Consider the following 24,157-nt stretch of genomic DNA (forward strand, 5'->3'; position numbering starts at 1 on the left):
ATTCACGCACCAGAAAATGCAGTAAGCATTATCTGGTGCTATACCCAAACTATTTGAAGTTGCAGGTAGGCGGCAAATGAGTGCATCCCAATGAGCATAGATAAACTATGTAATTGGGGTGAACGAATGTAACCAACACCGCTGTAGCTTCAAGTGGGAAGGGTATATTAACTTCAATTAATTCTTTAGCCTTGCCACTAAGCCACTCGCGCGCTCAGTTTTGACTTTGATCCCTCGCTTCATGGTTGCCATATCAGCAAATAACATCAATTGTTTCTTAGCCCGTGTGATCCCTGTATAAATAAGCTCTCTGGTTAGGATCGGGCTAAAGTCAGGCGGTAGGATCATCAAGGTTAAATCAAATTCACTGCCTTGTGATTTATGAATGGTCATTGCGTAGGCCGTTTCATGTTCGGGCACTCGGCTTGGTAAAATCGCTTTTACACTGCCGTCAGGTAATTCAAAATAAACTTTTAGACGCTGCTGCTCATCGCTGCTATCGCGCATACAAATCCCAATGTCACCGTTGTAAAGCCCTAAGCCATGATCATTGCGCGTCACCATCACAGGACGGCCGTGATACCACAGCTCATCTTGAGCTTTAATCAGCTTACGCGCAGCTAATGCACGTTCAATGCGTAGGTTTAGCCCGGTAACCCCAAAATCACCTTCCCGAATTGCACATAACAATCGACATTGATTAAAACAATCAAGCACAGCTTTGGCTTTTTGTGCTTGAGTCTCAGGTACTTTGGTGCTGCTATCAATCACCACCTCATCAATACGAGTCAAATAACGACCGTATTGTTTAACTAAGGTTTGCAGCATGAGGTTGTAGTTTTCGCTACTGAGCGAATGGTGCGTAATATCGGCATAATCGCGTTTGAAAACTTCATCGACCATGGCCAGTTGCCCAGCATTGATCGCTTTGGCAAGCTGACCAATACCGGAACGCGCATCAAAACGGTAGCTTTTTTGCAGCATGCACAAACTATCTGAAACATGACTTTCTTGAATGTGAGCATTCAAAGTTAAACGTTGATATCCCGTTAGCTGTGATAATAGCTGGCTATGTGAGCGGCTATAGCCGTAGTCTAAAAATGAGCAAATATCACCCAACACGGCTCCGGCTTCGACTGAAGCAAGCTGATCTTTATCCCCCAGTAGAATCAAGCGTGCGTGTTTGGGTAGTGCATCGACCAATTTGACCATCATCGGCAAATCGACCATGGAAGCTTCATCAACCACCAAAATATCAAGGTGTAATGGGTTGCGCTGATCATGTCGAAATTCAACACTGTTTGGAATCGCCCCCAGTAAGCGATGAATAGTACTCGACTCAGTCGGAATCGCAGCTTTGAGCTGCGGTTCGACCGCAAGTTCTGACACTGCTTTACCAATCGATTCCGTTAAACGCGCAGCGGCTTTACCGGTAGGAGCCACTAATTTAATCGTTGGCGTTTCACCGTGTTGCTGGGCTTGAGTAATCAAGGCGGCCAGTAGTTTGGTGACCGTGGTGGTTTTACCGGTTCCCGGGCCGCCAGAAATGACCGCAAAGCGACGAGTTAATGCCACAGCGGCCGCAACTTTTTGCCAGTTAACGCACGAAGCCTGCGGAATTAATTCCTCCAATGAATACAATTCACTGACGCTACTAGCCGAGCTAACAACGCGATCAATAGCACTCCAATCGAGCTCATCAGCTGCGATCACATCGAGAAAATCACACACCAATTGCTGACGCACTACCGCATTACTGGTATCGGGTAATTTCACGAGTGCGTTGAACAAGAAATGATACTGACGAGCAAACAATATATCGAGCAACGATTTGAGCTTTTGTACATCGGTAGGCTTTAAGCTCATTGGTGTTCCAAAGCTTGTTAAACGCTCAGCCAAAGTCACTTCATAATTCCAATAACGGTGCAGGTATAATCGCTGCCCATCAAACATTAATGGTACCGCTTCACCGCGCTCGCCTACCAACGACGACGTTTTCAACAGTTCAAGCCAATCAATCGTCAGTAATTGTTGATTCAGCAAGGTTGCTGCTTCACCAAACAGCCCCAACTTGGCTGCAAGGTCAATGCTTTGCACTGAGGAAGTTTCCGTTAAAGACAAACAGATATGTCCTTTGGCTAATTCACTGCTTACTACAGCGGCGATAAAACCTAACGCTTCACTTTGCTCTGTGGCGAATTGTTGACGACTTTTTTGCTCAATAAAGCGAGCAAATTGATAATCCAATTGACGAAGTGAGCCTTTCTCTGCCAACTGCTTAAGTGTCATCATCAAAGTGAGTTTCATAGATCTAACTCCATTTGACCGGCATTGGTTGCACGTGCATCAATCACCTCTCCATCAATCAATCTATCCATCTCATCGAGCAGTTCAAAACTGGGCTTGGTTGAGAAAATCCCATGTTCAGACTCACCATCCATACCGCGTAAAAAGAGATAATAGACGCCACCAAAATGGCTATGATAATCGTAGTTCGCTAAACGACTGCGTAAGAAACGATGCAATGCTAGCGCATAAATTTGATATTGCAGGTCATAACGATGATCGGCCATAGCCACTTTTAGACGCTCGCCATGATAAGCCGCTACTTCATTGCCCAAATGATTCGATTTCCAGTCCAATACGTAATACTTACCTTGATGCTCAAACACCAAATCAATAAAGCCTTTCAACATTCCTTGTACGCTATAAAATCCGAGATCTCCCGCTTTTGCTGATAAAGGATCATGACGCTGAATGACACGGTTCAACGCTGGAGCGGTGAGCACTTCAATCGGCAAAAGGAATTCCATTTCAACCAAACGCTGCTCGGCACTCTTTTGGTTCAAACGAAGTGTTTTGCCATCTAAGGGCGTATCTAACACTGTATCCACCAGCGTTTGTAATATTGGTAGCCACTCAAGATCAATTTGCTCTCGTTGCATCAACTCAATAATTACTTGCTGATTGGCATCGCTACTGGCAGGCTCAGTAAATTCGACCTCTTCAAATAATGAGTGTAAAAAAGTGCCTGGCGTTGCACCGCGTGGGAAGGTAAAAATGGAACGTTCAGGCTCAAGTAATAAGGTTTCATCTTGCTCGTCGGCAGAATCGATATCAAAGCCTGAGATTTCAAGGGTCGCGTCATGGCTAACATGTTTCGAGCCTTGTTTGACCAGTCCTGAATAACTGGTAATGCGCCATAAGCGATCAATCTGTGCTTGCAGAGTTTTAGCCGTTAAGAGCGGTGTTGCTCCATCGGATGCTTTAAACATTTGATCCTGTGGAGCGGGCGGCTCTTCAATCACCACTTGCTCATTAACCTGTGCACTCAATGCAGAGCTCAATTGGGCAATTCCCGCCTCTTGCCCATTTTGCAGTAAATAGCCTATTGCACTTAAATGGACGCCGGTCGGCTCTTTGGTTGATCGGCCATTTCGCAGCGGCGCAATGCCAATAAAACAGCCGTAGACGGCGCGAGTTAATGCCACATAAATTAAGCGCAGATCTTCAGCTAAACGCTCTTTATCGGCTTGCTTAATCGAGGCATCACAGGCTGTAATATCGAGTACGGTTTCATCATTCGCGGCATCATAATATTTGCCCTCACTGGCTTCTCGGTAACTGACCACAAACGGTAAAAAGACCAAGTCATATTCCAAACCTTTTGATTTATGGATGGTGACAATCTGCACCAAATTACGTTCAGATTCCAAACGCTGAATTTGCTCATCACCACCACCTAAGCCATTTTCCGCATCACTGATGGCTTGCGCGAGCCAACGCAGTAAACCGTGGTCACTATCGATTTCTTGGCTCGCTTGTTGTAACAATTCGCCAATGTGCATGAAGTCAGTCAGTGCACGTTCACCGTCCTCTTCTTCAAGCCAACGCTCGGCAATATGGCGCTTACTCATCACACTGCGCAGCATCGGCAGCACACCACGCTCAATCCATAATTTGCGATATTCTTTAAATTCGTTAACCGCGTTTTCCCACACCATTTCATCGTTGTTTAAATCATCAAGGCTAGCGGCATCTAAAGCAAAAAGTTGCGAAGCCAAACTGGCACGTAGAGCACGGTCGTTTTCTGGCGTCAGGACCGCTTGCAGCACGCGTTGTAAATCTTGCGCAACGGCACTGCTAAACACGCTGTCTCGGTTCGACAAATACACACTGGCAATACCTTGTTTTGCCAATGCTTCTTTGATCATTCGCCCTTCATTACCAGTTCGCACTAATACCGCAATATTCCCTGCCTGCACTGTTTTCTGCGTTTTTCCATTTTCAAAATACGCTTGCTTTTGTTGTGCTGCTGTCAAAATGGTTTGAATTTGACTTGCGCACGCTTGCGCCATGCATTTGAGGTATTCGCCTTTGGGTAGCGGTTTATCCTCCGCAGCTTGCAACCAATAGGTTAACGCTGGTTGGGCTTTTCCATTAAGCCACCAGTGACGCTTTTCTGCATTCGGGCTCGCGTTGACCGCCAAAAAAGGAATGTCCTGGTCGTAAATAAATGGGCTATCGGCTGTGGTGAAAATTTGATTCACCGCCTTAACCATATCAGCGCTTGATCGCCAGTTGGTGCCTAAGGTGTAATGCGCGCTCACTTGTTTTCGCGCTTTAATATAAGTAAAAATATCTGCACCACGAAACGCATAAATAGCCTGCTTGGGGTCACCAATCATAAACAAACCACATTCGGTTTTAGGCAGATAAATACGGCTAAAAATACTGTATTGCAGTGGATCGGTATCTTGGAATTCATCGATCATCGCAACCGGGTAAAGGGTACGAATGCGCTCAGCCAGCAAACCCAGTTCATCGTTATCCATTGCAGCAGAAAGCTGAGTCAACAGATCATCAAACGATAACCATTGCTTTTGTGCTTTCGCTTTGGCAAGCATCGTGCGGCAATGAGTAATCGCGTGCGCCAGCAGCGGTGCTTCTATACTGATCGGGGTTGCAAGAAAGTCATCAATAGCGGTAAACATTGCATGCTGTGGAGGATTGCCCTTTTTAGATTTAGCATCCAACGCACTTTGAGCAAACTCTTGCAGCTCTGTAGGTACGCTCAGTTCATGGCTAGGATTACTCGCCCACTGCGCCAAGAAAACCAGTCGTTTGTGAAGCGCTTTTTTCGTCGCAGCGTGTAAGTCTGACTCATTGATACACGCTTCAAATTCATCACACACAGTCAACCATTGCTGCTTTAGTGCTTCAACGCGCGCAAGAGACGATTGATAGAGCGCCGCCAAGTCATCTTGCATGGCATCAATGGACAACTTAAGCGGTGAACCTGTTAGGTAACCGCCTATTTTTTCAAGCAAGACCGCTGGCGATGACCACAAACGGCGAACTTCCGCAGCCAGGTTGATCGGTAACGGATAAAATTGACGGCGCCAATAATCGGCAACCACTTGCGACTTGAGATGGCTTTCATCGGTGACAAATTCATTATTAAAACGACTGCCCGATTCAAAAGCATTTTGGGTTAACATCCGTTGGCAAAAGCCATGAATGGTATAGACAGCGGCTTCATCCATCTGTCTTTCGGCTTGCAGTAAAATTTGAGCCGCTTGTTTATGATCGCTGATGTTCTCCAGCAGCGGTTGGATCACTGGGTCATCACTACAACCACGAGAAAAGGCAATTCGCGCATCATGAATACGAGCACGAATACGGTCACGCAACTCGGCAGTTGCCGCTTCAGTAAAAGTCACCACTAAAATTTGATCCACCGTCAACGGTGCTTGGTGGCGTGATTCATCACTCCCATGTCCAAGCAGCAAGCGCAAATACAAACCCGCAATGGTGAAGGTTTTTCCCGTACCAGCCGAGGCTTCAATTAACCTTGCCCCATGCAATGGGAAGGTCATAGTTTCCAGTGGTGTTGCAACTGTTGTCGAGGTCATACTCATAAACGGTTAGCCTTTGAATGCGCAAGCGAGTGTGATCACGCTTGAATAATTGTATGAATAATCGAAAATATTTTATTAATTAAGAAGTTGTGCGATCTTTCTCACGGTTCGCCTTGCCAGCAGCCTTTACTATCCGCGCCACGAGTTGAGTAAACCTGCAGAGTTACTCTAACCCACCGAATAATGGTCCCTCTGACCTGTGGCCGTACAGCGAACGCCCTACACAATAATGATTTACTGGCGGCCACCTTGCTTCTCATTACACAACTCAACACAAACACCAAAGCGATAGTCATAAAAACTAATCACGTTCAGCATCAGCTGCATCTTTGATCCACAACCTTGGACCTTGCATCACTAAAGTTGCCAATAGGTGCACTTGTTGAGCAAGTTCATCACTCCATTGCGGCCAAATTCGCGCAATATAAACATTACCGCCTTCACCCGTTGTCATATAACCATCATTAAAACATTCCGCCATTTTCTTCAGCGATTTATCTTGATCCTCAATCCATTTTCCTCGATTAAAGCCCGCTTCAATGCTGGCTAACGCAGTTTTCGGGAAATAGGCTAGTGGCTCAGTCATGCCTTGGTAAAACAGACGCACCAGTTCTGCGAGCAAGCTTTTAGCTCGTTCGGCATCTGGCATTGGTGGGTAGATTAAGTGTTGCGCCCCCGCTTTACGGTCATAGCCAATCACATGCGTTGACTGACATTTGCCCATCGCAGCTAAAGCAAGGTGATCAATCCACGCTGCGAGGTAATCTTGCGAACGAATAGCACCGCTGCGGTAACGCACAAGGCCAGCTTGATAATACTTGGTTAACCACCCCGTTAGATGCACACATTTGCCTTCACCGAGAACATCAAAACGTAAGTCGATTTCTTGATCATCAATTGGCGATTGACATAAGAAAGCGATTTTTTCAGCTAAGTCCTGCGCTTGCACACGGTTGGTTTCAAACTCCAACTCCCCAAAAGCACCAATCGGTAATTTGCCTTGCGCGCGCTGTTGTTTAGTAAAGTCATCCAGTGCTTGTGGCGAATCTGGATGCTCAAGTAGTACCTCTAGCAAGGCGTCACGTAATTGATAGCTTTCAAGGCCGTTTAAAACAAAAGGCTCATCATCTTCCATCACCGGTAGTGGTGGTTCAAAGGTCACTTTTAAGCGGCGATTAAAGAAATACTGCACTGGCAAGCGCCAAAAACGTTGCAGCTCAACCAGATCCAACTCTAATGGATAGGTTGCATCTAACAAGTAATTATCGAGCGCTCGATTAAATTGACCACTGGCTTGCCCTTGGCGATTGGCCGCAGGTAACCACTCTTTGGCATAGCTGCCCGTTTCACTCAAAAAAGCGTTAGGGCTAAACGGCACCATGGCATGGGTAGTCATTAACGCATCGACTAACCTTTGACCAGATTGATCACTGCCGAGTTCTTGATCCCCTGCGAGACAATAGTTTTGTTGGCAATACTCTAAAAGCTCTGATACCAACACCGAGGGGACACGCTCGCTGTTATCTTGAATTGAGCGACCCACATAGCTGATGTATAACGTCTGCTGCGCCGAGAGCATCGCTTCCAAAAACAGATAACGGTCATCATCACGTCGCGAGCGGTCGCCTGCTCGCGTACGGCCATTCATTAAATCAAATCCTTCCGCTGGCATGGTGCGCGGATAAACACCATCATTCATCCCTAGCAAACAAACTGTTTTAAAAGGGATAGAGCGCATTGGCATTAATGTACAGAAATTGACTTGCCCAGCTAAAAAGCGCTGGCTGACTCGTGTACCTGACAGCTTGTTTTGCAGGTATTGGGTAATAATACTGGGTGCAAGAGCTTGTTCATAACCTGCATCAGTCAGTTGCTCTTTTAGTTGCGACAAGGTATCGCGGATGGACTTTAGCGCCATTTCACCTTCTAACTCAACGCTAAAGAAGCCTTCAAGCACCTCACCAAGTAAAGCTCGCCACTCGTCCACTGCTTGGGTTTGAGCCAGTCGTTCGCGATAATGGCTCACTTGCTCAATAAAGTACGCGAGTTTGCCAGCAAGTTCCGCGCCCATCCCTTGTACTTCATTGTAAGGCGCCAGTGCACACTCACCTTGCTCAAAAAGCCCTACAGATTCTGGCATCGCGTAGCCAAGCAACATACGTTCAATGCCAAACTGCCATGTATTTTGCTCTGTGTGTGGCAATTCAAATTGTTGCGCCGTGGCTGCGTTAAGCCCCCAACGAATACCCGACTCTTCCACCCACAGTTTAGCTTGAGCAAATTCATGTTCATCCAACGCAAATTTTGCCATCATGGCTGGCGTTTCTAATAGCTCAAGCAGCTCTGATGCTAGGCAGCGTGAGTGCGGCAAATTAACTAACTGCATGAATGCGGCCAAGATCGGGCTTTCTTGATCGGCACTGCGATCCGAAATGGAATAAGGAATAAAGCGCTCGCCCGGTGCGTTACCAAATACCGCTGCAATGGCTGGGCTGTAGGCGTTGATATCCGCCACCATCACAATAATATCGCGTGGTTTCAGTTCAGGATCGCTATCAAACATCGCCAGCAGTTGGTCATGCAACACTTCTACTTCACGCATTGGGCTATGGCAAGCATGAAGGGTTAAGGAAGGATCACCTAGGGCAATCACTTGCTTATGGGTGCTACTTTCAAGCCTGTCATCGTCTTGATGTTCTTCTAAATGTAAAATATCGGCGTGCAATTGATGCAATAAACTGTCACGTGGCACATCGATAAAAAATTCATGCTCTTCGTTTTCAGTTTGAGACAGTAAATAAAGGTTATCACGTCCCAATTTGCCCATCGACGCTAATAAGCCATTGCCCACCGCCGCTTCAGTATGCAGTTCATCCACAAGGTTAGCTTCAATATCACCTTTGAGTGGCGAACGCTCACCTTCAAATCGAACATCACTGCCTTGTAAGGCAAACTGTTTACGCTGCTGACTTTGCAGTTTGGCGAGGGTTTTTCGGTCGCGAATTTCCCCCCAGTAGTGTTGGCAGGGGTTGGTAAACATGAGATGTACATCGATATGTTCACCTAAAGCTTTAAGCGCATCCATATAGCGCGGCGGCAGGGAAGAAATGCCAAAGATGAACAAGCGTTTAGGCAGTGTGGAGATATCCAAAGCACCACTTGCTAATTGCTCAATAAAACTTTTATATAAATTGGCACGGTGATAGTGCGACTGACCTTGTTCTAATGTGTATTGGTATAAGGCTTGCCACAACATAGGTTGCCATGGGTGTTCATCACCTAACTCGCTGACCGTTTCCCCGGCTTCCCACTTGGCAATCCAGTCGGGACGATACACTAAATAACCATCAAAAATATCGGCTATTTTTTCTGCCAGTTGATACAACTTCGATTGGTCCTCATCATCGTCAAGATAACGTTGTAAAGGAGCAAATTCGGCGTAAGTGAGCTGCGTTGGCAGCAAGTGCATCAACTTCCACGTCATGGCTTCTTTGTTGAATGCACTGCGCTTTGGCACATCAGGCAGTACTTTAGTAAACATCTCCCAAATAAAAGTCGCTGGTAGCGGAAACTCAAGATTAGCTGCAACACCTAAATCTTTAGCCAGTGCCATTTTGAGCCACTGTGACATCCCAGGGCTTTGTACCAAAATCTGCTCTTTTTCAAATGGATTAACCAGCGGCGCATTTTTAATTAAATGCACTAACAAAATTTTTAAAGTATCGACTTTATTGGAATGGTAAACAGTAAACAAAATGCACTCACGCTAATCTCACCGTAATTAGGACTGAGATTAGCATAAGTGCATTCTATACTTGAGATTTTTATCTTTTGGATTACTTAAATTGCTGGCTATTTCATCTGACAATCGAGTTGGTGTTCATCCAACCTATCTAACTCATCAGTGCTGTTCAGCAATACGCGATGAGGTTGATAGAAATGCAAATAACGAATCGCCACATAACCCACAACCAATGTTGCTACTATCAGTTCTATGTTAGCTAAACCATGCACTTGTTGAACATATTCAGCATTCATACCGATGCTTTCCATCCAATGAGCCATTTTAAACAACGCAGTTGCGCCAATCACCATTGGGAAGGTAAATGCGGCATAACCTGGGCTGAAAGGTAAACGTAGTAATTTAAAAAAGGCTAAGTAAATGATCGCTGTCATCAATACCGCGATGCCAAATAACAAAGCAATGATCACTGGCGATGGATTTGCTGTGACCGTTAAATAACCAGCTAAAGATAAACTTGCCGGTGCGGCCAATATCGCCATGGTTGGTTTTGCGGCATCAGGAATTTCATGACGAAACATAAAACGATAAATCATGACTGGTAACATCACCGCATAAGCGGTTAAACCAAATACCAACGTGCCTTGGGCAATGGGAGCAAGCGCAGGGTTGCCAGAGAAAGCAACGTCAGCCACCACCATACCAACCGGTGGCACAAACCAGCTTGGCACCATGTGGTGAAGCTCAAAAACTTTGGCGCGATGGTACAAAAAACTCACCAAGAAGATAATGTGCAAAGCCACTGCAAATAGCCATAATGCGTCCCCCGCCATTGGGTAAAAATGGCCAAGTGAATTAGAGATAATCATCATCCCCATCGCGAAAGTAGGAACCACGCTGCCGACGACCGGATGTGCGAGATCTTGACGTAATAAGTGGCGATGAAATAGAAACTTGATCGCTAGAATTACGATCAAAACACTTGCAACACTAGCGCCCAACCATTGGCCGTAACCGTTCAATGTAGTGAAGTTTTCCCAGCACCATCCTAAGCTCGCAATCCCTAGCGTTAAACCCGCCATTGGTGTTGGGGCTCCCATCACTTTTGCTTTAGCTGCTTGAATCATATTGACCTCTTATTAACGCTGACGAACTTACTACTTAATGTCGCCATCATACGCTTGCACTTTGTTCTAATATATCTAAATATATGGAACACACGTTCAGATAAACTAAACGATCATTATGGCTGCTAATATCTCGTTAAAACAACTCAAAGTCTTTACCGCTATCACTCAGCATAAAACGTTAACTGAGGCTGCCAATGCACTTTTTTTATCGAAAGCTGCGGTCAGCATGGCGCTATCTGAATTGGAAAAGCAGCTCGGGCATGCGCTGTTCGACCGGGTCAATAACCGCCTAATCCTTAATCAAGAGGGGCAAAAATTACTACCGCTAGCGGATGAATTACTCAACCGAGCCAATAACATCCAACAATTATTTGATGGTGAACAAGCCCTATCAGGCAAACTTCGTATTGGCGCAAGTGATACGATTGGCAACCATGTTGCGCCTTATTTGCTCAGTGCTTTTCGAGCAGAAACGGAGCATTTATCACAAAGTTTGTTTATCTCTAATTCGGCTTTGATTTGCCAAAAGTTAGTTGACTATGAACTGGACATTGCATTGATCGAAGGAAAAACCTTGCATCCTGAATTAATGTCAACTCAGTTTAGCCAAGACAAAATGTGCATCATCTGCGCCACTGATCATCCACTGGTGCAAAAAACTAAAATAACGTTAAGTGATTTTGAACATAGCGAATGGGTTCTGCGTGAAGCTGGTTCTGGTTCCAGAGAATTTTTCTTACGTACCGTCGCGCCCCGACTGGAACAGTGGCATGAAGCATTTGAACTCAATACAACAGAAGCCTTGATCAACAGTGTATCTGCAGGCCTTGGCTTAGGGTGTTTATCGACACTAGCAGCCCATTCAGCAGTGCAACATGGGCGAGTAAAAATGCTCAAGGTACCACTGGATATGAAGCGCCGTTTCTGGCTTTTAGTGCATAAAGAAAAATACCAAAGTCCGCTGTTAAAACGCTTCATCGAATTTTGCCATACTCAAAACTTCCACCATTAGTTAAGGCGGAGTAGATAGTGACCATCCACCTCTCACTTTTCTCTCATCGCCTAGACTTCAGTGATTAAAAGCTGTATAAACAGCCAGTAGAATTTACGACTAAGTTAGAGGATTAACCATGGCTGTAATCGTCAAGTACGTGGTGGAACGCAACGGAGAAGAAAAGATGACTTTTACCTCTAAAGCAGACGCTGACGCTTATGACAAAATGCTCGATATGGCAGATGAGCTTTTCGAACTGCTGGGTAAAAGTGAACTGCTAGAAGATGAAGCGAAGCAAGAAGAACTTGCCATGTTCCTAGCACACAACAAAGAAGAAGTGCTTTATGCATTGGGTGCAAAACGTAAACCTGCACCAGCAAAACCAAAAGCGGTGAAGGCAGCGAAAAACGAAACGCCTGAAGAAGACGCAGCTTAACTCTCTTTATCTTTGCTCAAACCGCTGGACGACCAGCGGTTTTTTATTTCCATCTAAAGAAATATATCGGTAAAAAGACAAAACGTATCGTTTTACGGACTTTCTCCCCTTTTGCCCTTTCCACCCTCTTCCCCACTCTTTATGATATTTGACAAGTGAATTGACAGCGTAGTGATGATGCTCAACTCATCAACATACTGCGCTCCTATAATTGCAACATGGAGATACAAGATGGCTTACTTTGCACTTGCCTTTGGTACAGCAACGAAAAACCGTGATGGAAAAATCATTGAAGCATTTTTCCCAGCCCCAGTTCTAAACCCAAGTGATGAGTTCGTTAGCGCACTTGCGCAAATCGCTGGTTACAGTGAAGGCAACCAAGCCATTGAAATTTCAGCGACACAAAGCGCACAACTCGCAACTGCTTTTGCCGACAACGGCGATAGCAAAAATGCGGCGTTTGCCGATAAAGCTGCAAACTCAGAACAACCATTGGTACTTGTGATTTTAGCCGCTGATGCTCAACCTCAATCGGTTGCTGAAGGCTTCTTGAAACTGCAACTTATCTCTCACCGTTTAGTTCAGCCACACGGCACAGTACTGGACGGCATCTTCGGTCTACTGCACAACATCGCATGGACTAATGAAGGCCCTATCGACCTACCAGAGCTAGCAGATCGTCAAATCGAAGCTCGCCTTGCAGGTCGTGCATTAACCGTAGATTGCGTAGACAAGTTCCCTAAAATGGTGGACTACGTGGTTCCAACTGGCATTCGTATTGCTGATACATCACGCGTTCGCCTTGGCGCACACGTGGGTGAAGGCACGACCGTGATGCACGAAGGTTTCATTAACTTCAACGCAGGTACCACTGGAGTGAGCATGGTTGAAGGTCGTATCTCTGCTGGCGTAGTAGTTGGTAACGGTTCTGACATCGGCGGCGGCGCATCGATTATGGGAACGCTTTCTGGTGGCGGTAAAGTGGTGGTTTCTATCGGTGAAAACTCTCTGCTTGGCGCAAATGCAGGTTTGGGCTTCCCGCTAGGTGATCGTTGTACAGTTGAATCAGGCCTATACGTGACGGCTGGAACGAAAGTGCGCATGCTCGATAACCAAGGGAACGAAGTAGAAATCATTAAAGCACGTGACCTTGCTGGTGTGTCTGATTTGCTGTTCCGTCGTAACTCTATTACGGGTCAAATTGAGTGTCTTGCGAATAAATCTGCCGTTGAACTCAACAGCATGCTACACAGCAATAACTGATCAATTCCCCATAACAAATAATGAAAAAGGCTTGGCACATCACCAAGCCTTTTTTCTGCGCGCTTTATTTGCACTGCCTCTAAAAATGCCTAACCTGGGTGCCCGTCTACTCTTGGGGTGATTAACATCGAGCCGAATTTCCAAACAAATAGGCTGAAAACTAGTACCCATAATGCGCCGCTAATGTTAACCATCATAAACAGTTGAGCTGGAAAAAATGCCACACCAAAACTGCGAATAAAGGCAGCAATGACTAAAGCAAAAAAGGCCACACTCATATTTGGTCCTTGATATATAGCGCGTCCAGTATGGCCCATAGTAACGCGCGTGATCATCGCTAAAATCACCCCAGCCAAAGCACCAATCGCAAATAGATGAATTAAGTTGTGTGCGACATAAGTATTATCCATCAAACCACGAAGTAACAAGCTCAACGGCAAACAAACATAAGCGGCATGCAAAGACCAAACTAACGGTTCACTTAATGTTAACCACGGTTTCCAACGAATAAAGCGAGCTAATTGAGCAACACCAGCCACAATCATTAAAGGTTGCCCTAGTTGATCCATCGTCATTGGGAAAAAGCTCAAAATGAATAGTGCTGCTATGGGTGCATTCGCTAACCAATCAAGCCACTGCAAAGGCTGTGCTTTTTCAAAATTAAAACGTCTAGCGGTGAAAAAAGGAATCACGCGCGCGCCCATTACTGACAATAACAACGTGAACCACCACAGCATGGCTTGCCAGACCGCTGCGGAGCTAAACGGTGGCATGCCTTTAATGGTAGCGTAACTGGCAAAATTCGCGGCAATGGCTAGCACAAATAGCGGCACAAAAAAGAGATTCTTCCACCCTTTTGCTTTGACGACTCGGCTCCCAATTTCATACGCGGCCAACGCTAAAAATAACGCTTCGATAGATGAAGTTAACCACAATGGTACTGGTGTCCACAGTAGCACTCTAGGCGCTAACCATAACGCCACTAGCAGCAACAAACGGTAATGTTTAGTGCCGTTTATACCCGTCCAATTTTGCACCGCGGTAAGTAAAAAACCGACCACAATCGCCATAGCAAAACCGAACAGCATTTCATGCACATGCCACCACAACGCAGGAACTTGCAGCATTGACGGCTGGCCTGTTTGAAACATCCACACCCATAATGAAATAGCAATAATGGCATAGAGACTGCCCAGTAAAAAGAAAGGTCGAAAACCAAGACGTAACCATGCAGGAATACGTTCTTCGACTTTTTTATCAGTGATATTGAGCACGATGAATCCTCATTGTTCTAATTAAATAGAGTGCGGCTTATTCACTCTTAGAAAGCATGAACCACGCCAACATTAATAATTAATAAAAACAATGGGATAACAAAAACCCACCAAACAAAAGAGTTAAAGCGACACAATCAAATGAAGTCATAAAGACTCCTTTGGGTTTTTATGACTTACTCTTACTAATCACCACACAAGCAGTCTGTTTTTGCTTGCCAAACCCGATAATTTGCGACAATGCTTTTTTACCCACAGGAATGAATGCTGAAGCCATAGCGTCAGCTTCTGTTTCAGCATGTGGATCGTGAATGAAGAAGAACTTTTCACTCATACCACTGAGCACAATCCAATGTGGCTCTTTTTTACCGTCAAATCGATAAGTACTAATCAAGAGTAAAACACATGCACCTTGATTGACCCATTGCTCAAGCTGCTCTTGAGTGGGTGGTGCATCAATCATCGTCACATCCTCATGAGTCAGTTGTTCACAAAAATCTTGATGAACCAATTCAATCACTTGCTTTTTATTTAGGTCACGCACGCTATCAATAAATGGTGTGCTCTTCGACTGACTCCACAACTCAACGTGATAACCACGCCTTGTCGCGGCCAATGCCAGCCCATGACCACTGCATCCTCCGTGACCTGCTGCCATAAATATGGTGGTTGCTTCGCGCCACAGTTGTAGCTCTTCAGTGCGGCTTGGTTCAAACGATGTCGATAAGCAGGAAAAGCTCATCAATAAACAAGCGGCACCACAAGTAAACGGGGTGGTTTGCACGTAAAGTGGCATCGGCAATTGCACTTTTGGCCCTTGCGGTGACAGGCGTTTTTGCATCCGCCTCCCATTACATAGGTCATCGTAATAATGGATTAATAATTTAAGGGTTTTATAGCCCATTTTTTCATATAAATTTATCGCTGCCGTATTGTCTTCACGCACTTCTAATCGTAATGTAGTCGCGCCTTGATCAAGAGCAGCACGCTCGCATTGCTCAACTAAATTTTGAGCAATCCTTCGGCCTCTGAAATCAGGTTTTACGGCAATCGAATACAACCTTGATAGCTGTGTACCTTGATGAAATAGTAGCAATGCATAACCCGCCAGTTCTGTTCCGGCATCAGCCACAAAGAACACGGCTTGGTTGGAATGTAAAAAACGCTTCATTTGGCGCGGAGAAATTTTATCTCCCTCAAACAGCTGTTGTTCTAGCGCATTAAGAGCAGTGAGATCAGCACTTTTCGCAAGACGAAAGTCCATACGACGTCCCTAAGTGGTTGGCAAGATTGCAGCTCAATATTATTCCTATTGATTAAGGAAAAGAATAGCAATGGCAAACCTTTTGATCGTGACTGACCAGTCAAGTGACTGGCAACAATATTTCCCTTCTGAGCAAGTGGTGAGTGTCGATCAATACCTCAACACCGATTGGAAACAGACTCACCGCAGTTTACAAGTGGTGAATCTATGTCGCGATTATAGCTACATGAGCAGTGGCTATTACTGCTCGTTGATGGCAGAAGCTCGTGGTCACCGCGTGATCCCACGGGTCATGGCTATCAATGATATTAACCAACCATTTTTGTTGTCATCGGGCTTATTAAAACTCAATAAGCTGTGTACCGAAACTGACCATATTCAATGCAAAATTTATTTTGGCCGTACCGAAGAAAAAGGGTTAGATAAACTGGCACGGCATCTGTTCGAGCAGTTTATGGTGCCGGTGATTGAGCTTGAGATGAATAAGCACCAAGGTCAGTGGCAAATCAGTAAAATTGGACCATTCCCATTCCAAGATCTGAACGACCACGAACAAGACTTCTTTGTTGAGTCACTTGAGCTGTTCTCCACCAAAGTATGGCGCAAACCTAAACAAGAAAAGAAATATCGCTACGACATCGCCATGCTAGTGGATGAAGAAGAGAAAATGCCGCCATCTGATGCATCGGCACTGAAGCGTTTTCGCCGTGCAGCAAACCGATTAGGCGTCAACCTTGAAACGATTTCATCGGATGATCTTTCCCGTTTAGGCGAGTTTGATGGTTTATTTATTCGCGCCACGACCAACATCAGTAACTACACCTATCGCTTTGCTAAAACCGCAGAAAAAATGGGCTTAGTGGTGATGGATGATTCTGAATCGATCATGAAATGCACCAACAAGGTTTTCTTAACCGAGCTTTTGCAACGCAATAATGTGCCTGCACCAAAAGGCGTAATATTACAAAGCTTTGATGAGAACTGGAAAATGCACGTTATGGAAGAACTGAGTTTTCCAATGGTGTTAAAAATTCCTGATGGTGCATTTTCTCGCGGTGTCGTAAAAGTGCGCAACCAAGAAGAGCTTGAACGCGAAGCTGGCGTATTGTTTGAAAAAAGTGCCTTGATTCTCGCGCAAGCGTTTATGCCAACCGATTTTGACTGGCGTATCGGAGTCATGAACCGCCAAGCGATCTACGCTTGTAAATATATGATGAGCCGTGGTCACTGGCAGATCTACCAACACCATAACAGTGGTCGAGTTTCATCTGGCGGCTTTGAAACTTTGGATCTCAAACAAGTACCTAAAAATGTGGTCGATGTAGCAGTAAAAGCGGCTAACCTTATTGGTGGAGGGTTATACGGCGTTGACTTAAAAGAAATTGATGGCCAAGTATATGTGATTGAAGTCAACGACAACCCAAGTATTGACCACCAAGTTGAAGATGCATTCTTAGGTGATCTACTTTATGACCGAGTGATGACGGAGTTCTTGCGCCGCATTCAAATGCGTGGCTTCTAACCATCAAACATAACGGAAATGCTCCTCAAAACAGCAAGTTTTGAGGAGCATTAATTAAGGATAAATATGGAATTCTTGATTGATCATTGGCGCTTTTCTTCTTCTCCGCCAATACAACACACAAATAACGCTTCAACTATAGAACCGAATAACTGGTATCACTGTCAACGAGATAAGCAAGGGCTACGTGAGTGGCTATTGGAGTATCAAATTCCCAGCACGATAGTCGATAGCTTATTAGCTGAAGATACGCGGCCGTTGTTCGAGCAATATGAGGATGACAATTTTTTGTTGATCTTGCGTGGTGTCAACATGAACGACAACGCAAACCCTGAAGACATGCTCAGTGTGCGGATTCTTTATTTCAATGGTGCGCTCTTTTCCACACGTAAAATTCCATCCAAAGCCATCAATGCTATTCGAGAAGCTCTACTGGCAGGGCAAGGACCTCAAACCTTATCTGAGGTTATTGTACAAGTGATCGATGGCCTGAATAAAAATATTGATCACTACTTAAGCAGCATTGAAGAAAAAATCACTCAATACGATACCGAAATAGAGTTGAGCGAAGATCTAATGCAAACCCATAAAGCATTGCTCAAAATTAAACGCTTTATTAAGCCACAGCTGTACGCAATTGATGACTACTGCAACTCAGACGTTGCGCTAGCCAATAGCAAAAATTTGCGCCTACGGCACAGCGTTAACACCATTACTCGTATCAATGAAACACTCGACTTCTTTCTTGGTGAACTGGAAATCATCAAAGGTGAATTGCGCCAATATCACGCCGAAAAGATGAACCAAAATACCTATTTGTTCTCGGTTATTGCGGCTATTTTCCTACCCACTAGTTTCTTAACTGGCTTACTCGGAGTCAATGTAGGTGGTATTCCGGGAACTGAATCCCCCGTTGCCTTTGGTCTGTTTTGTGCAGCGTTAGTGGGCATATTTGCGGTGGAGTTTTGGATTCTTCACCGTTTGCGTTTTTTTAATAAAGATTAACCACTCTCGAGGGTCGGTATGTATATTTTTGGCTACGGTAGTTTAATCAATTCCGCTTCTCGCCAACTAACAGGGCAAACTGGGCAAGCGATTCCAGTCGTTGCTCATGGTCTCGTGCGTTGCTGGGGGAAAATTGATGACAGCTATGTATTATCACCGCTAGTGGTCAATATAGGCCAAGGAAAAGTAAATGGGGTGCTACTAGAAATAGATGAATTCGCCTTAGCAGAATTTGATCACCGTGAGCGTGGTTACGAGCGAATATCCATTTCTGCCAATCAAATAGAGACCGAGCATGCATTTAATCCACAACTTCCGATTTGGGTTTATGTCAAAGATTCGCCACAACCACCATGTGTACACAACCCGATAGTACAAACTTATGTCGATACGGTTTTAGCCGGATGCTTAGAGTTCTCAGAATCATTTGCCCATCACTTTGTCGAGCATACCCTTGGTTGGCAACATCCTTTAGAGAATGACCGTCATGATCCTAAATACGGCAACCTTGCAGGTGTACAACCTAGTCACCACTCTATTATCGATGATTTAATTGCCAAAGTTCGTTAACAGTGCACCAACCTACACACGAGGACTAAAACAGGCTTCCCACTAAAAGATAACGGCATTTTTAGAAACGTTTACACTACAACTAAGCCCGATTCCATCAGTGTTTGAGATCGCAAATATCAATATGAGTGCATTGTTCATTTGCGTTATTTTCACAGCCATTGTTAAATGCCTACATAAAATAGAGAGGCACAACATGGCGACGATTAAAGATGTGGCTCGTGAAGCTGGAGTTTCAGTAGCAACAGTTTCACGTGTGATCAATAAATCTCCAAAAGCGAGTCAAACATCGATTGATTCAGTGACGGCGGCAATGAGTAAATTAGGTTATCGCCCTAATGCGGCCGCTCGAGCTTTGGTAAGTCAAAGTACTGATACCATCGGTGTATTGGTCAGTGATGTTTCAGACCCATTTTTTGGCACTTTAGTCAAAGCGGTCGATAACGTAGCTCACGATAATGGCAAACATCTGCTGATTGGTAACGGCTACCACCGCGCAGAAGAAGAACGCCAAGCTATTGAACTATTAATCAACAGCCGCTGTGATGCGTTCGTTATTCATTCCAAAGGCTTATCCGATCAAGAATTGGTTGCTTATGCAACGGAAGTGAAATCAATGGTGCTAATCAATCGATATATCCCTGAATTAGCAGAGCGCTGTATCTCACTTGATAATGCCAAAGGTGCTTACTTGGCAACCGAATATCTGATACGCCACGGACACCGCAAGATCGCCTACATAGGCTCTTCACATAACATTGAAGATGCGACTGACCGCTGCACAGGCTACAAAGCTGCATTGAAAGATCACGCTATTGAGCTGACCGCGAGTTATATCGAGTCGTCAGACCCTAATAGTGAAGGCGGTGAACAAGCGATGACCAACTTACTGATCAAATCACTCGATATCACCGCCATCGTTGCCTACAACGACAATATGGCTGCTGGTGCATTAAATATCCTAGAAGAAAATGGCGTCAAAAGCCCTGAAGAGATTTCAGTGATCGGCTTTGATGATGCTTTAATTGCGCGCTATGTGCGCCCAAGGCTAACCACCATTCGTTACCCAATTGAGATGATGGCAGAAAAAGCTGCCAAATTGGCATTACATTTAGCTCGTGGCGATGTGATAGAAAAAGAGCCGATGATCTTTTCCCCTACTCTAGTCAGACGTAACTCTGTAGAGAAATGTGACCAATAAAGAAAACAAGCCTGACGCAATGATCAGGCTTGTTTTTAGGAGTCAATAATCTTTAGATACTTGCTTCTCGAACTTCAGGCATCGCCCTCTCAACCCCTTCAGCAAACTCACCACGACTGAGCTTTTCGCGTAAAATAGCATGTTGGTCTTCAGTAAATGTATAGCGAGACATAATAAAAATTCGCACCAATGCACCAAGGGCAGGAAGTAATGCCACGCAGAAAAACATACCATTAAGTGCAGTCTCTGTTTGCTCTACATTTGGCACATAGCCGATCATGGTTAGAATAACACCGGTTAATCCACCAGCAACGGCTACCGATAGTTTGCCGGTAAACGTTTGTCCAGAAAAAGTAATTGCCGCTGTACGTTTACCACTATGGTAATAAGAGTATTCAACCGTGTCGGCTATCATTGCTGATATCAAAGGGTTAGTCATCATAAAGATACCAGTAACCACTGCCAACCAACTCATTACAACGGTTGGGTTATCATAACCTGTCATATAAAAACCAATACGAGCAATAATTTCAAGCACACACAAAGTGATAAAAATATCTCGCTTTTTAAAACGCTTAGTTAATATAGGAGTGGCTAAACAAGCAATCGCACTGACGAGAGTGATCGTACCAATCAACGAAACTAAGCTGACATCGCCCATATTGTAAGTAAAGAAGAAAATATATAAGCCATTCACTAAGTTGAAGAATACATTCATAAAGAATGCAGCCAGAATAAAAAATAGTGGTTTATTTTTTCGTACCGCCTGGAAGGTGTCTTTTAATGTCACTTTCTCACAGTTTGCCGTCGAGATTCGTTCTTTAGTGTTATAAAAGCCATTTAACATGAACAGTAATCCAGCAATCATCAGCACAATCACCGCTGGTAAATAACCTTGATCGGTACGACCATCAGCAAAAAAAGCACTTAACTTAGGAAAGATAACAAGGGTTGCACCAATACCGGCATTCACTCCAAGCATTGCGCATGTTGCAGCTTTTGCTCGCTCTTGGGGTTCATCTGTCATCACTGAAGACATTGACCAAAATGGCACATCTGAAATGGTGTATAGGGTTCCCCATAATAGGTAGGTAATACCGGCATACATCACCTTAGTCGAAGTATCTGCATCAATATTGTAAAACGAAGCGATCGTGACCAACACAATCAAAAATGGGGTAAACAGCATATAGGGACGGAATTTACCGAAGCGAGACTCTAAAGTATCCATATACCCTGCAATCAATGGGTCGTTTACGGCATCCCATACACGTGCAATCAAGAAAATAGAACTAGCCGCTAATGGTGAAATGCCCAAAATATCGGTATAGAAATAGAGAATGAAAGAACCAACCAGACCAAAGCTGAAGCATTGACCGATACCGTAGCCAAAGTAAGACATCAGCTCTTTGTTGGATAATTTGTTGTGTAGAGTAGTCATATTCACGTTCCAATTGAGTTAATTGTAGTTTGGTAGCCGATTCATTTCCTAGAATCGGCTCACAGGCTGCTAATCCACTTCTGCGAGTGTTTTGATTAACTGCACTTCGGCTGGATCGTATGGCTGCCCCTGTTCATCGAGCAGATCATGGAACCATCGACTCGCGTAGTCCGCATCATTGCGTTTGATTTCCGGCCAAGGGAGATGGGTCTGAGTTTTGCCTTTGACTAAACCCCACTGATAACATCCAATTTGTTTTTGCTTGAAAATAGGCAGTTGCTCATGTAAATGCGATTCAGCATGACGCGCTAGCCACTCGGTGCACATCGCAGGACGGTTATAAGCTTCGATAATCTCAAGAGCCTTAGCAAATAGATCCAGAGGTAGATAGGCATGGAAGGTAATGATGTCCGAAAGCTCTAATGCACGACGATCTGTCGGGTGTTCATACATAGGCAAAGAACGATCTAAAATACTTGGAGCATGCCAAGCACCCACCGTTAGTGGCTGCGTTGGGTTTTCATCTCTAGCCCACTCAAACGCTTTTTCCATCAATTGATGGCTAAAACCTTCCATCACTTGATCATAAGCTAATTCACCACTTGTGGTGAAAATCATACGATTCGTTGGTTCGTTGTAGAGATCCCAAATCACAATACGTGAGTCATTTTTGTAGGTTGAAATAATATCTCTAACGTAAGCTTCAACATCCCCCCATTGTGATTGGTCCATAACTATATTACGGCCAGGACTTGCTGCCGCTTGGCTGTTGTGAAGATCTGGCGTTGGCGCTTTCTGCTCACCAAGGTAAGGGTGATCACCAGAAAACCCACAGTCACCCATCGGAGTCATCATGACTTTGAGCTGGTTACGTTCACAAATATCAAGAAAGCGCTCAATGCGTTGATGTAAACCTTCACGATCAGCTTGCCAAACGATAAATGGTAAGTTGGTGCGTACCGTGTTGTAGCCGACTTCATTCACCCACGCCAATTCCTGCTCCATAACTTCAGGTGCAAAGGATTCCGCTTGCCACATCTCATTCCAATTCACAGCGGTGCGAGGAAGGTAATTAAAGCCACGTAACCAACCATGCTCTTTCTGCCACTGCCACGCTTTCTCTTCTGACCATTTTTTCATCTTACTCACCATAAAAAACACATTAACTAATATTATTAGCTAATGTGTTTATTAATATTTTAATAGCCAGAATAAGATGATATAAACGTGTCAGCAATCACACCATTCTTTTCTAGATCAAGAAATTTTGTGATCTTTGTCTTTTGATAATGATCTTAAGAAATGAATTAGCTAATATCTTTAGCTATGTAAATTAGTGATGACTCATTGCAATGAATAAAATGAAAAAAGTAACGATGAGTGACATCGCCTCAGCTGCTGGGGTATCTCAGTCAACGGTGTCTTTGGTACTCAATGGTTCAACATCAGTAAAAATAGCCGAAACTACTCAGAAAAAAGTGCTCGATACTGCACAAGAACTTGGTTATCACAACAAAAAAGTTGCTCACGCATTAGGACGGCCGAAGAAAATAGCAATGGTAATTAATGGTCTAGCAAGCTACGACCCATTTATTGACGCACTCAATGCTGCACGTGAAGAAGCGTGGGCTAATGACCATATTCTTGTCACCTTCAACTACAGCCATGACCCAATCTTAGCCAGTAAGATTGAAACTGAAATCAATGGGGGCGACTACACAGGGTTAGTTTATGCATCGAGTATGACTCGGGAACTCGAACAACAACGAGTCAATACTGAGCTACCGACCGTACTGCTCAATTGTACGAATGACAAGTCGTCCGCACCTAGCATCTTGCCTGCCGACATGGTGGGAGCTTACAAAGCCGTGACACACCTAACCGCTCAGGGATATCGTAAAATTGCGATGCTGACTGGTGAAAGCTGGATGCAAGCTACGGTGCAACGTGTAGAGGGTTACCGACAAGCATTACTTGATGCTGATTTAATCCCCAATGAACAGTATGTATTAGAAGCAAACTGGTCACTCAAAGAAGCACACCAACAAACGCTTAGATTACTGGCTATGCCAACACCACCAGATGCTATTTTCTGCAGCAGTGACTACATGGCGATGGGGTGCTACCAAGCTATCGCTGAATTGGGTTTACATATTCCACAAGACGTTGCTGTGGTCGGTTATGACAACCAGCAGATTGCCTCAGAGAGCTTCCCTTCTTTAACCTCGGTAGACTTGCCCTACTCCGACATGGGCAAAAAATCGATAGAATCATTAATGACGCTAATAGAGAAACAACCACTATTATCAATGAGGCTAAAAGTCGAGGGCGAACTTATTATTCGCCACTCTTCAACAAAAAAGGCGAGCTAATTTAGCTCGCCAAATAGGCCAT

At 44.6% G+C, this 24,157-nt stretch carries 16 protein-coding genes; 8 read left to right on the forward strand and 8 right to left on the reverse strand.

From position 1 onward, the window contains the following. Nucleotides 1–177 precede the first annotated feature (177 nt). From recD to EYW48_RS00675, 4 genes are all read right to left on the reverse strand, one after another. Nucleotides 178–2,307 carry an exodeoxyribonuclease V subunit alpha gene (gene recD, locus EYW48_RS00660; RefSeq protein ID WP_277431749.1) on the reverse strand — a complete coding sequence of 710 codons (2,130 nt, stop codon included), beginning with the start codon at nucleotides 2,305–2,307 and terminating at the stop codon, nucleotides 178–180. Then, complete coding sequence (gene recB / locus EYW48_RS00665; protein ID WP_277431792.1) at nucleotides 2,304–5,915, reverse strand: exodeoxyribonuclease V subunit beta; 3,612 nt, start codon at nucleotides 5,913–5,915, stop codon at nucleotides 2,304–2,306. The genes recD and recB overlap by 4 nt, the downstream gene beginning before the upstream one ends. 307 nt (nucleotides 5,916–6,222) lie before the next feature. Beyond that, the gene (recC, locus tag EYW48_RS00670; protein ID WP_277431750.1) at nucleotides 6,223–9,675 is read right to left on the reverse strand and encodes an exodeoxyribonuclease V subunit gamma; all 3,453 of its coding nucleotides are present in this window, start codon (nucleotides 9,673–9,675) and stop codon (nucleotides 6,223–6,225) included. Nucleotides 9,676–9,773: 98 nt separating this feature from the next. Then, entirely contained in the window at nucleotides 9,774–10,790 is a 1,017-nt protein-coding gene (locus tag EYW48_RS00675; RefSeq protein ID WP_277431751.1) for a TDT family transporter, read from the reverse strand. A gap of 118 nt (nucleotides 10,791–10,908) precedes the next feature. Here EYW48_RS00675 and EYW48_RS00680 point away from each other — a divergent pair, with 118 nt between their 5' ends. From EYW48_RS00680 to dapD, 3 genes are all read left to right on the forward strand, one after another. Beyond that, nucleotides 10,909–11,805 carry a LysR family transcriptional regulator gene (locus EYW48_RS00680; protein ID WP_053310869.1) on the forward strand — a complete coding sequence of 299 codons (897 nt, stop codon included), beginning with the start codon at nucleotides 10,909–10,911 and terminating at the stop codon, nucleotides 11,803–11,805. Between the two features lie 118 nt (nucleotides 11,806–11,923). Beyond that, nucleotides 11,924–12,223 (forward strand): YebG family protein, encoded by a 300-nt coding sequence (locus EYW48_RS00685; protein WP_168521212.1) that lies wholly within the window; start codon nucleotides 11,924–11,926, stop codon nucleotides 12,221–12,223. Nucleotides 12,224–12,454: 231 nt separating this feature from the next. Beyond that, nucleotides 12,455–13,486: a 2,3,4,5-tetrahydropyridine-2,6-dicarboxylate N-succinyltransferase gene (gene dapD, locus EYW48_RS00690; RefSeq protein WP_171979479.1), complete on the forward strand. Its 1,032-nt coding sequence runs from the start codon at nucleotides 12,455–12,457 to the stop codon at nucleotides 13,484–13,486. An 89-nt stretch (nucleotides 13,487–13,575) separates the two neighbouring features. On the opposite strand, the gene EYW48_RS00695 is transcribed toward dapD, so the two are convergent. Beyond that, on the reverse strand, nucleotides 13,576–14,760 hold the full coding sequence (locus EYW48_RS00695; RefSeq protein WP_277431752.1) for an NnrS family protein: 1,185 nt from the start codon (nucleotides 14,758–14,760) through the stop codon (nucleotides 13,576–13,578). Between the two features lie 169 nt (nucleotides 14,761–14,929). Beyond that, nucleotides 14,930–16,024 carry a GNAT family N-acetyltransferase/peptidase C39 family protein gene (locus EYW48_RS00700; RefSeq protein WP_053310865.1) on the reverse strand — a complete coding sequence of 365 codons (1,095 nt, stop codon included), beginning with the start codon at nucleotides 16,022–16,024 and terminating at the stop codon, nucleotides 14,930–14,932. 70 nt (nucleotides 16,025–16,094) lie between these two features. Here EYW48_RS00700 and EYW48_RS00705 point away from each other — a divergent pair, with 70 nt between their 5' ends. The 4 genes from EYW48_RS00705 (at nucleotide 16,095) to EYW48_RS00720 (ending at nucleotide 20,322) form a co-directional block, all read left to right on the forward strand. After that, entirely contained in the window at nucleotides 16,095–17,546 is a 1,452-nt protein-coding gene (locus EYW48_RS00705; RefSeq protein WP_171979481.1) for a RimK family protein, read from the forward strand. Nucleotides 17,547–17,612: 66 nt separating this feature from the next. Further along, nucleotides 17,613–18,551 carry a zinc transporter ZntB gene (locus EYW48_RS00710; RefSeq protein ID WP_053310863.1) on the forward strand — a complete coding sequence of 313 codons (939 nt, stop codon included), beginning with the start codon at nucleotides 17,613–17,615 and terminating at the stop codon, nucleotides 18,549–18,551. A gap of 18 nt (nucleotides 18,552–18,569) precedes the next feature. Next, nucleotides 18,570–19,121, forward strand: coding sequence for a gamma-glutamylcyclotransferase family protein (locus EYW48_RS00715; RefSeq protein WP_171979482.1), 552 nt, complete (start codon nucleotides 18,570–18,572; stop codon nucleotides 19,119–19,121). 196 nt (nucleotides 19,122–19,317) lie between these two features. Continuing rightward, nucleotides 19,318–20,322, forward strand: coding sequence for a substrate-binding domain-containing protein (locus tag EYW48_RS00720; protein WP_274695010.1), 1,005 nt, complete (start codon nucleotides 19,318–19,320; stop codon nucleotides 20,320–20,322). A 52-nt stretch (nucleotides 20,323–20,374) separates the two neighbouring features. Here EYW48_RS00720 and EYW48_RS00725 read toward each other — a convergent pair whose 3' ends face one another. After that, nucleotides 20,375–21,763 (reverse strand): MFS transporter, encoded by a 1,389-nt coding sequence (locus tag EYW48_RS00725; protein ID WP_141652867.1) that lies wholly within the window; start codon nucleotides 21,761–21,763, stop codon nucleotides 20,375–20,377. Between the two features lie 69 nt (nucleotides 21,764–21,832). After that, nucleotides 21,833–22,903 carry a cellulase family glycosylhydrolase gene (locus tag EYW48_RS00730; protein ID WP_277431753.1) on the reverse strand — a complete coding sequence of 357 codons (1,071 nt, stop codon included), beginning with the start codon at nucleotides 22,901–22,903 and terminating at the stop codon, nucleotides 21,833–21,835. Between the two features lie 212 nt (nucleotides 22,904–23,115). Here EYW48_RS00730 and EYW48_RS00735 point away from each other — a divergent pair, with 212 nt between their 5' ends. Beyond that, a complete protein-coding gene (locus EYW48_RS00735; RefSeq protein WP_274699230.1) occupies nucleotides 23,116–24,135 on the forward strand; it encodes a LacI family DNA-binding transcriptional regulator in 1,020 nt (339 codons plus the stop codon). Nucleotides 24,136–24,157 lie beyond the last annotated feature (22 nt).

This window comes from Vibrio sp. 1180_3 (assembly GCF_029478545.1).
GTDB lineage: Bacteria > Pseudomonadota > Gammaproteobacteria > Enterobacterales > Vibrionaceae > Vibrio > Vibrio aestuarianus.

Bases quoted from the DNA above. Each gene is read 5' to 3' on its own strand.
- recD (WP_277431749.1), bottom strand. From the start codon at position 2,307: ATGAAACTCACTTTGATGATGACACTTAAGCAGTTGGCAGAGAAAGGC.
- recB (WP_277431792.1), bottom strand. From the start codon at position 5,915: ATGACCTCGACAACAGTTGCAACACCACTGGAAACTATGACCTTCCCA.
- EYW48_RS00675 (WP_277431751.1), bottom strand. From the start codon at position 10,790: ATGATTCAAGCAGCTAAAGCAAAAGTGATGGGAGCCCCAACACCAATG.
- EYW48_RS00680 (WP_053310869.1), top strand. From the start codon at position 10,909: ATGGCTGCTAATATCTCGTTAAAACAACTCAAAGTCTTTACCGCTATC.
- EYW48_RS00685 (WP_168521212.1), top strand. From the start codon at position 11,924: ATGGCTGTAATCGTCAAGTACGTGGTGGAACGCAACGGAGAAGAAAAG.
- dapD (WP_171979479.1), top strand. From the start codon at position 12,455: ATGGCTTACTTTGCACTTGCCTTTGGTACAGCAACGAAAAACCGTGAT.
- EYW48_RS00700 (WP_053310865.1), bottom strand. From the start codon at position 16,024: ATGGACTTTCGTCTTGCGAAAAGTGCTGATCTCACTGCTCTTAATGCG.
- EYW48_RS00705 (WP_171979481.1), top strand. From the start codon at position 16,095: ATGGCAAACCTTTTGATCGTGACTGACCAGTCAAGTGACTGGCAACAA.
- EYW48_RS00710 (WP_053310863.1), top strand. From the start codon at position 17,613: ATGGAATTCTTGATTGATCATTGGCGCTTTTCTTCTTCTCCGCCAATA.
- EYW48_RS00715 (WP_171979482.1), top strand. From the start codon at position 18,570: ATGTATATTTTTGGCTACGGTAGTTTAATCAATTCCGCTTCTCGCCAA.
- EYW48_RS00720 (WP_274695010.1), top strand. From the start codon at position 19,318: ATGGCGACGATTAAAGATGTGGCTCGTGAAGCTGGAGTTTCAGTAGCA.
- EYW48_RS00725 (WP_141652867.1), bottom strand. From the start codon at position 21,763: ATGACTACTCTACACAACAAATTATCCAACAAAGAGCTGATGTCTTAC.
- EYW48_RS00730 (WP_277431753.1), bottom strand. From the start codon at position 22,903: ATGAAAAAATGGTCAGAAGAGAAAGCGTGGCAGTGGCAGAAAGAGCAT.
- EYW48_RS00735 (WP_274699230.1), top strand. From the start codon at position 23,116: ATGAATAAAATGAAAAAAGTAACGATGAGTGACATCGCCTCAGCTGCT.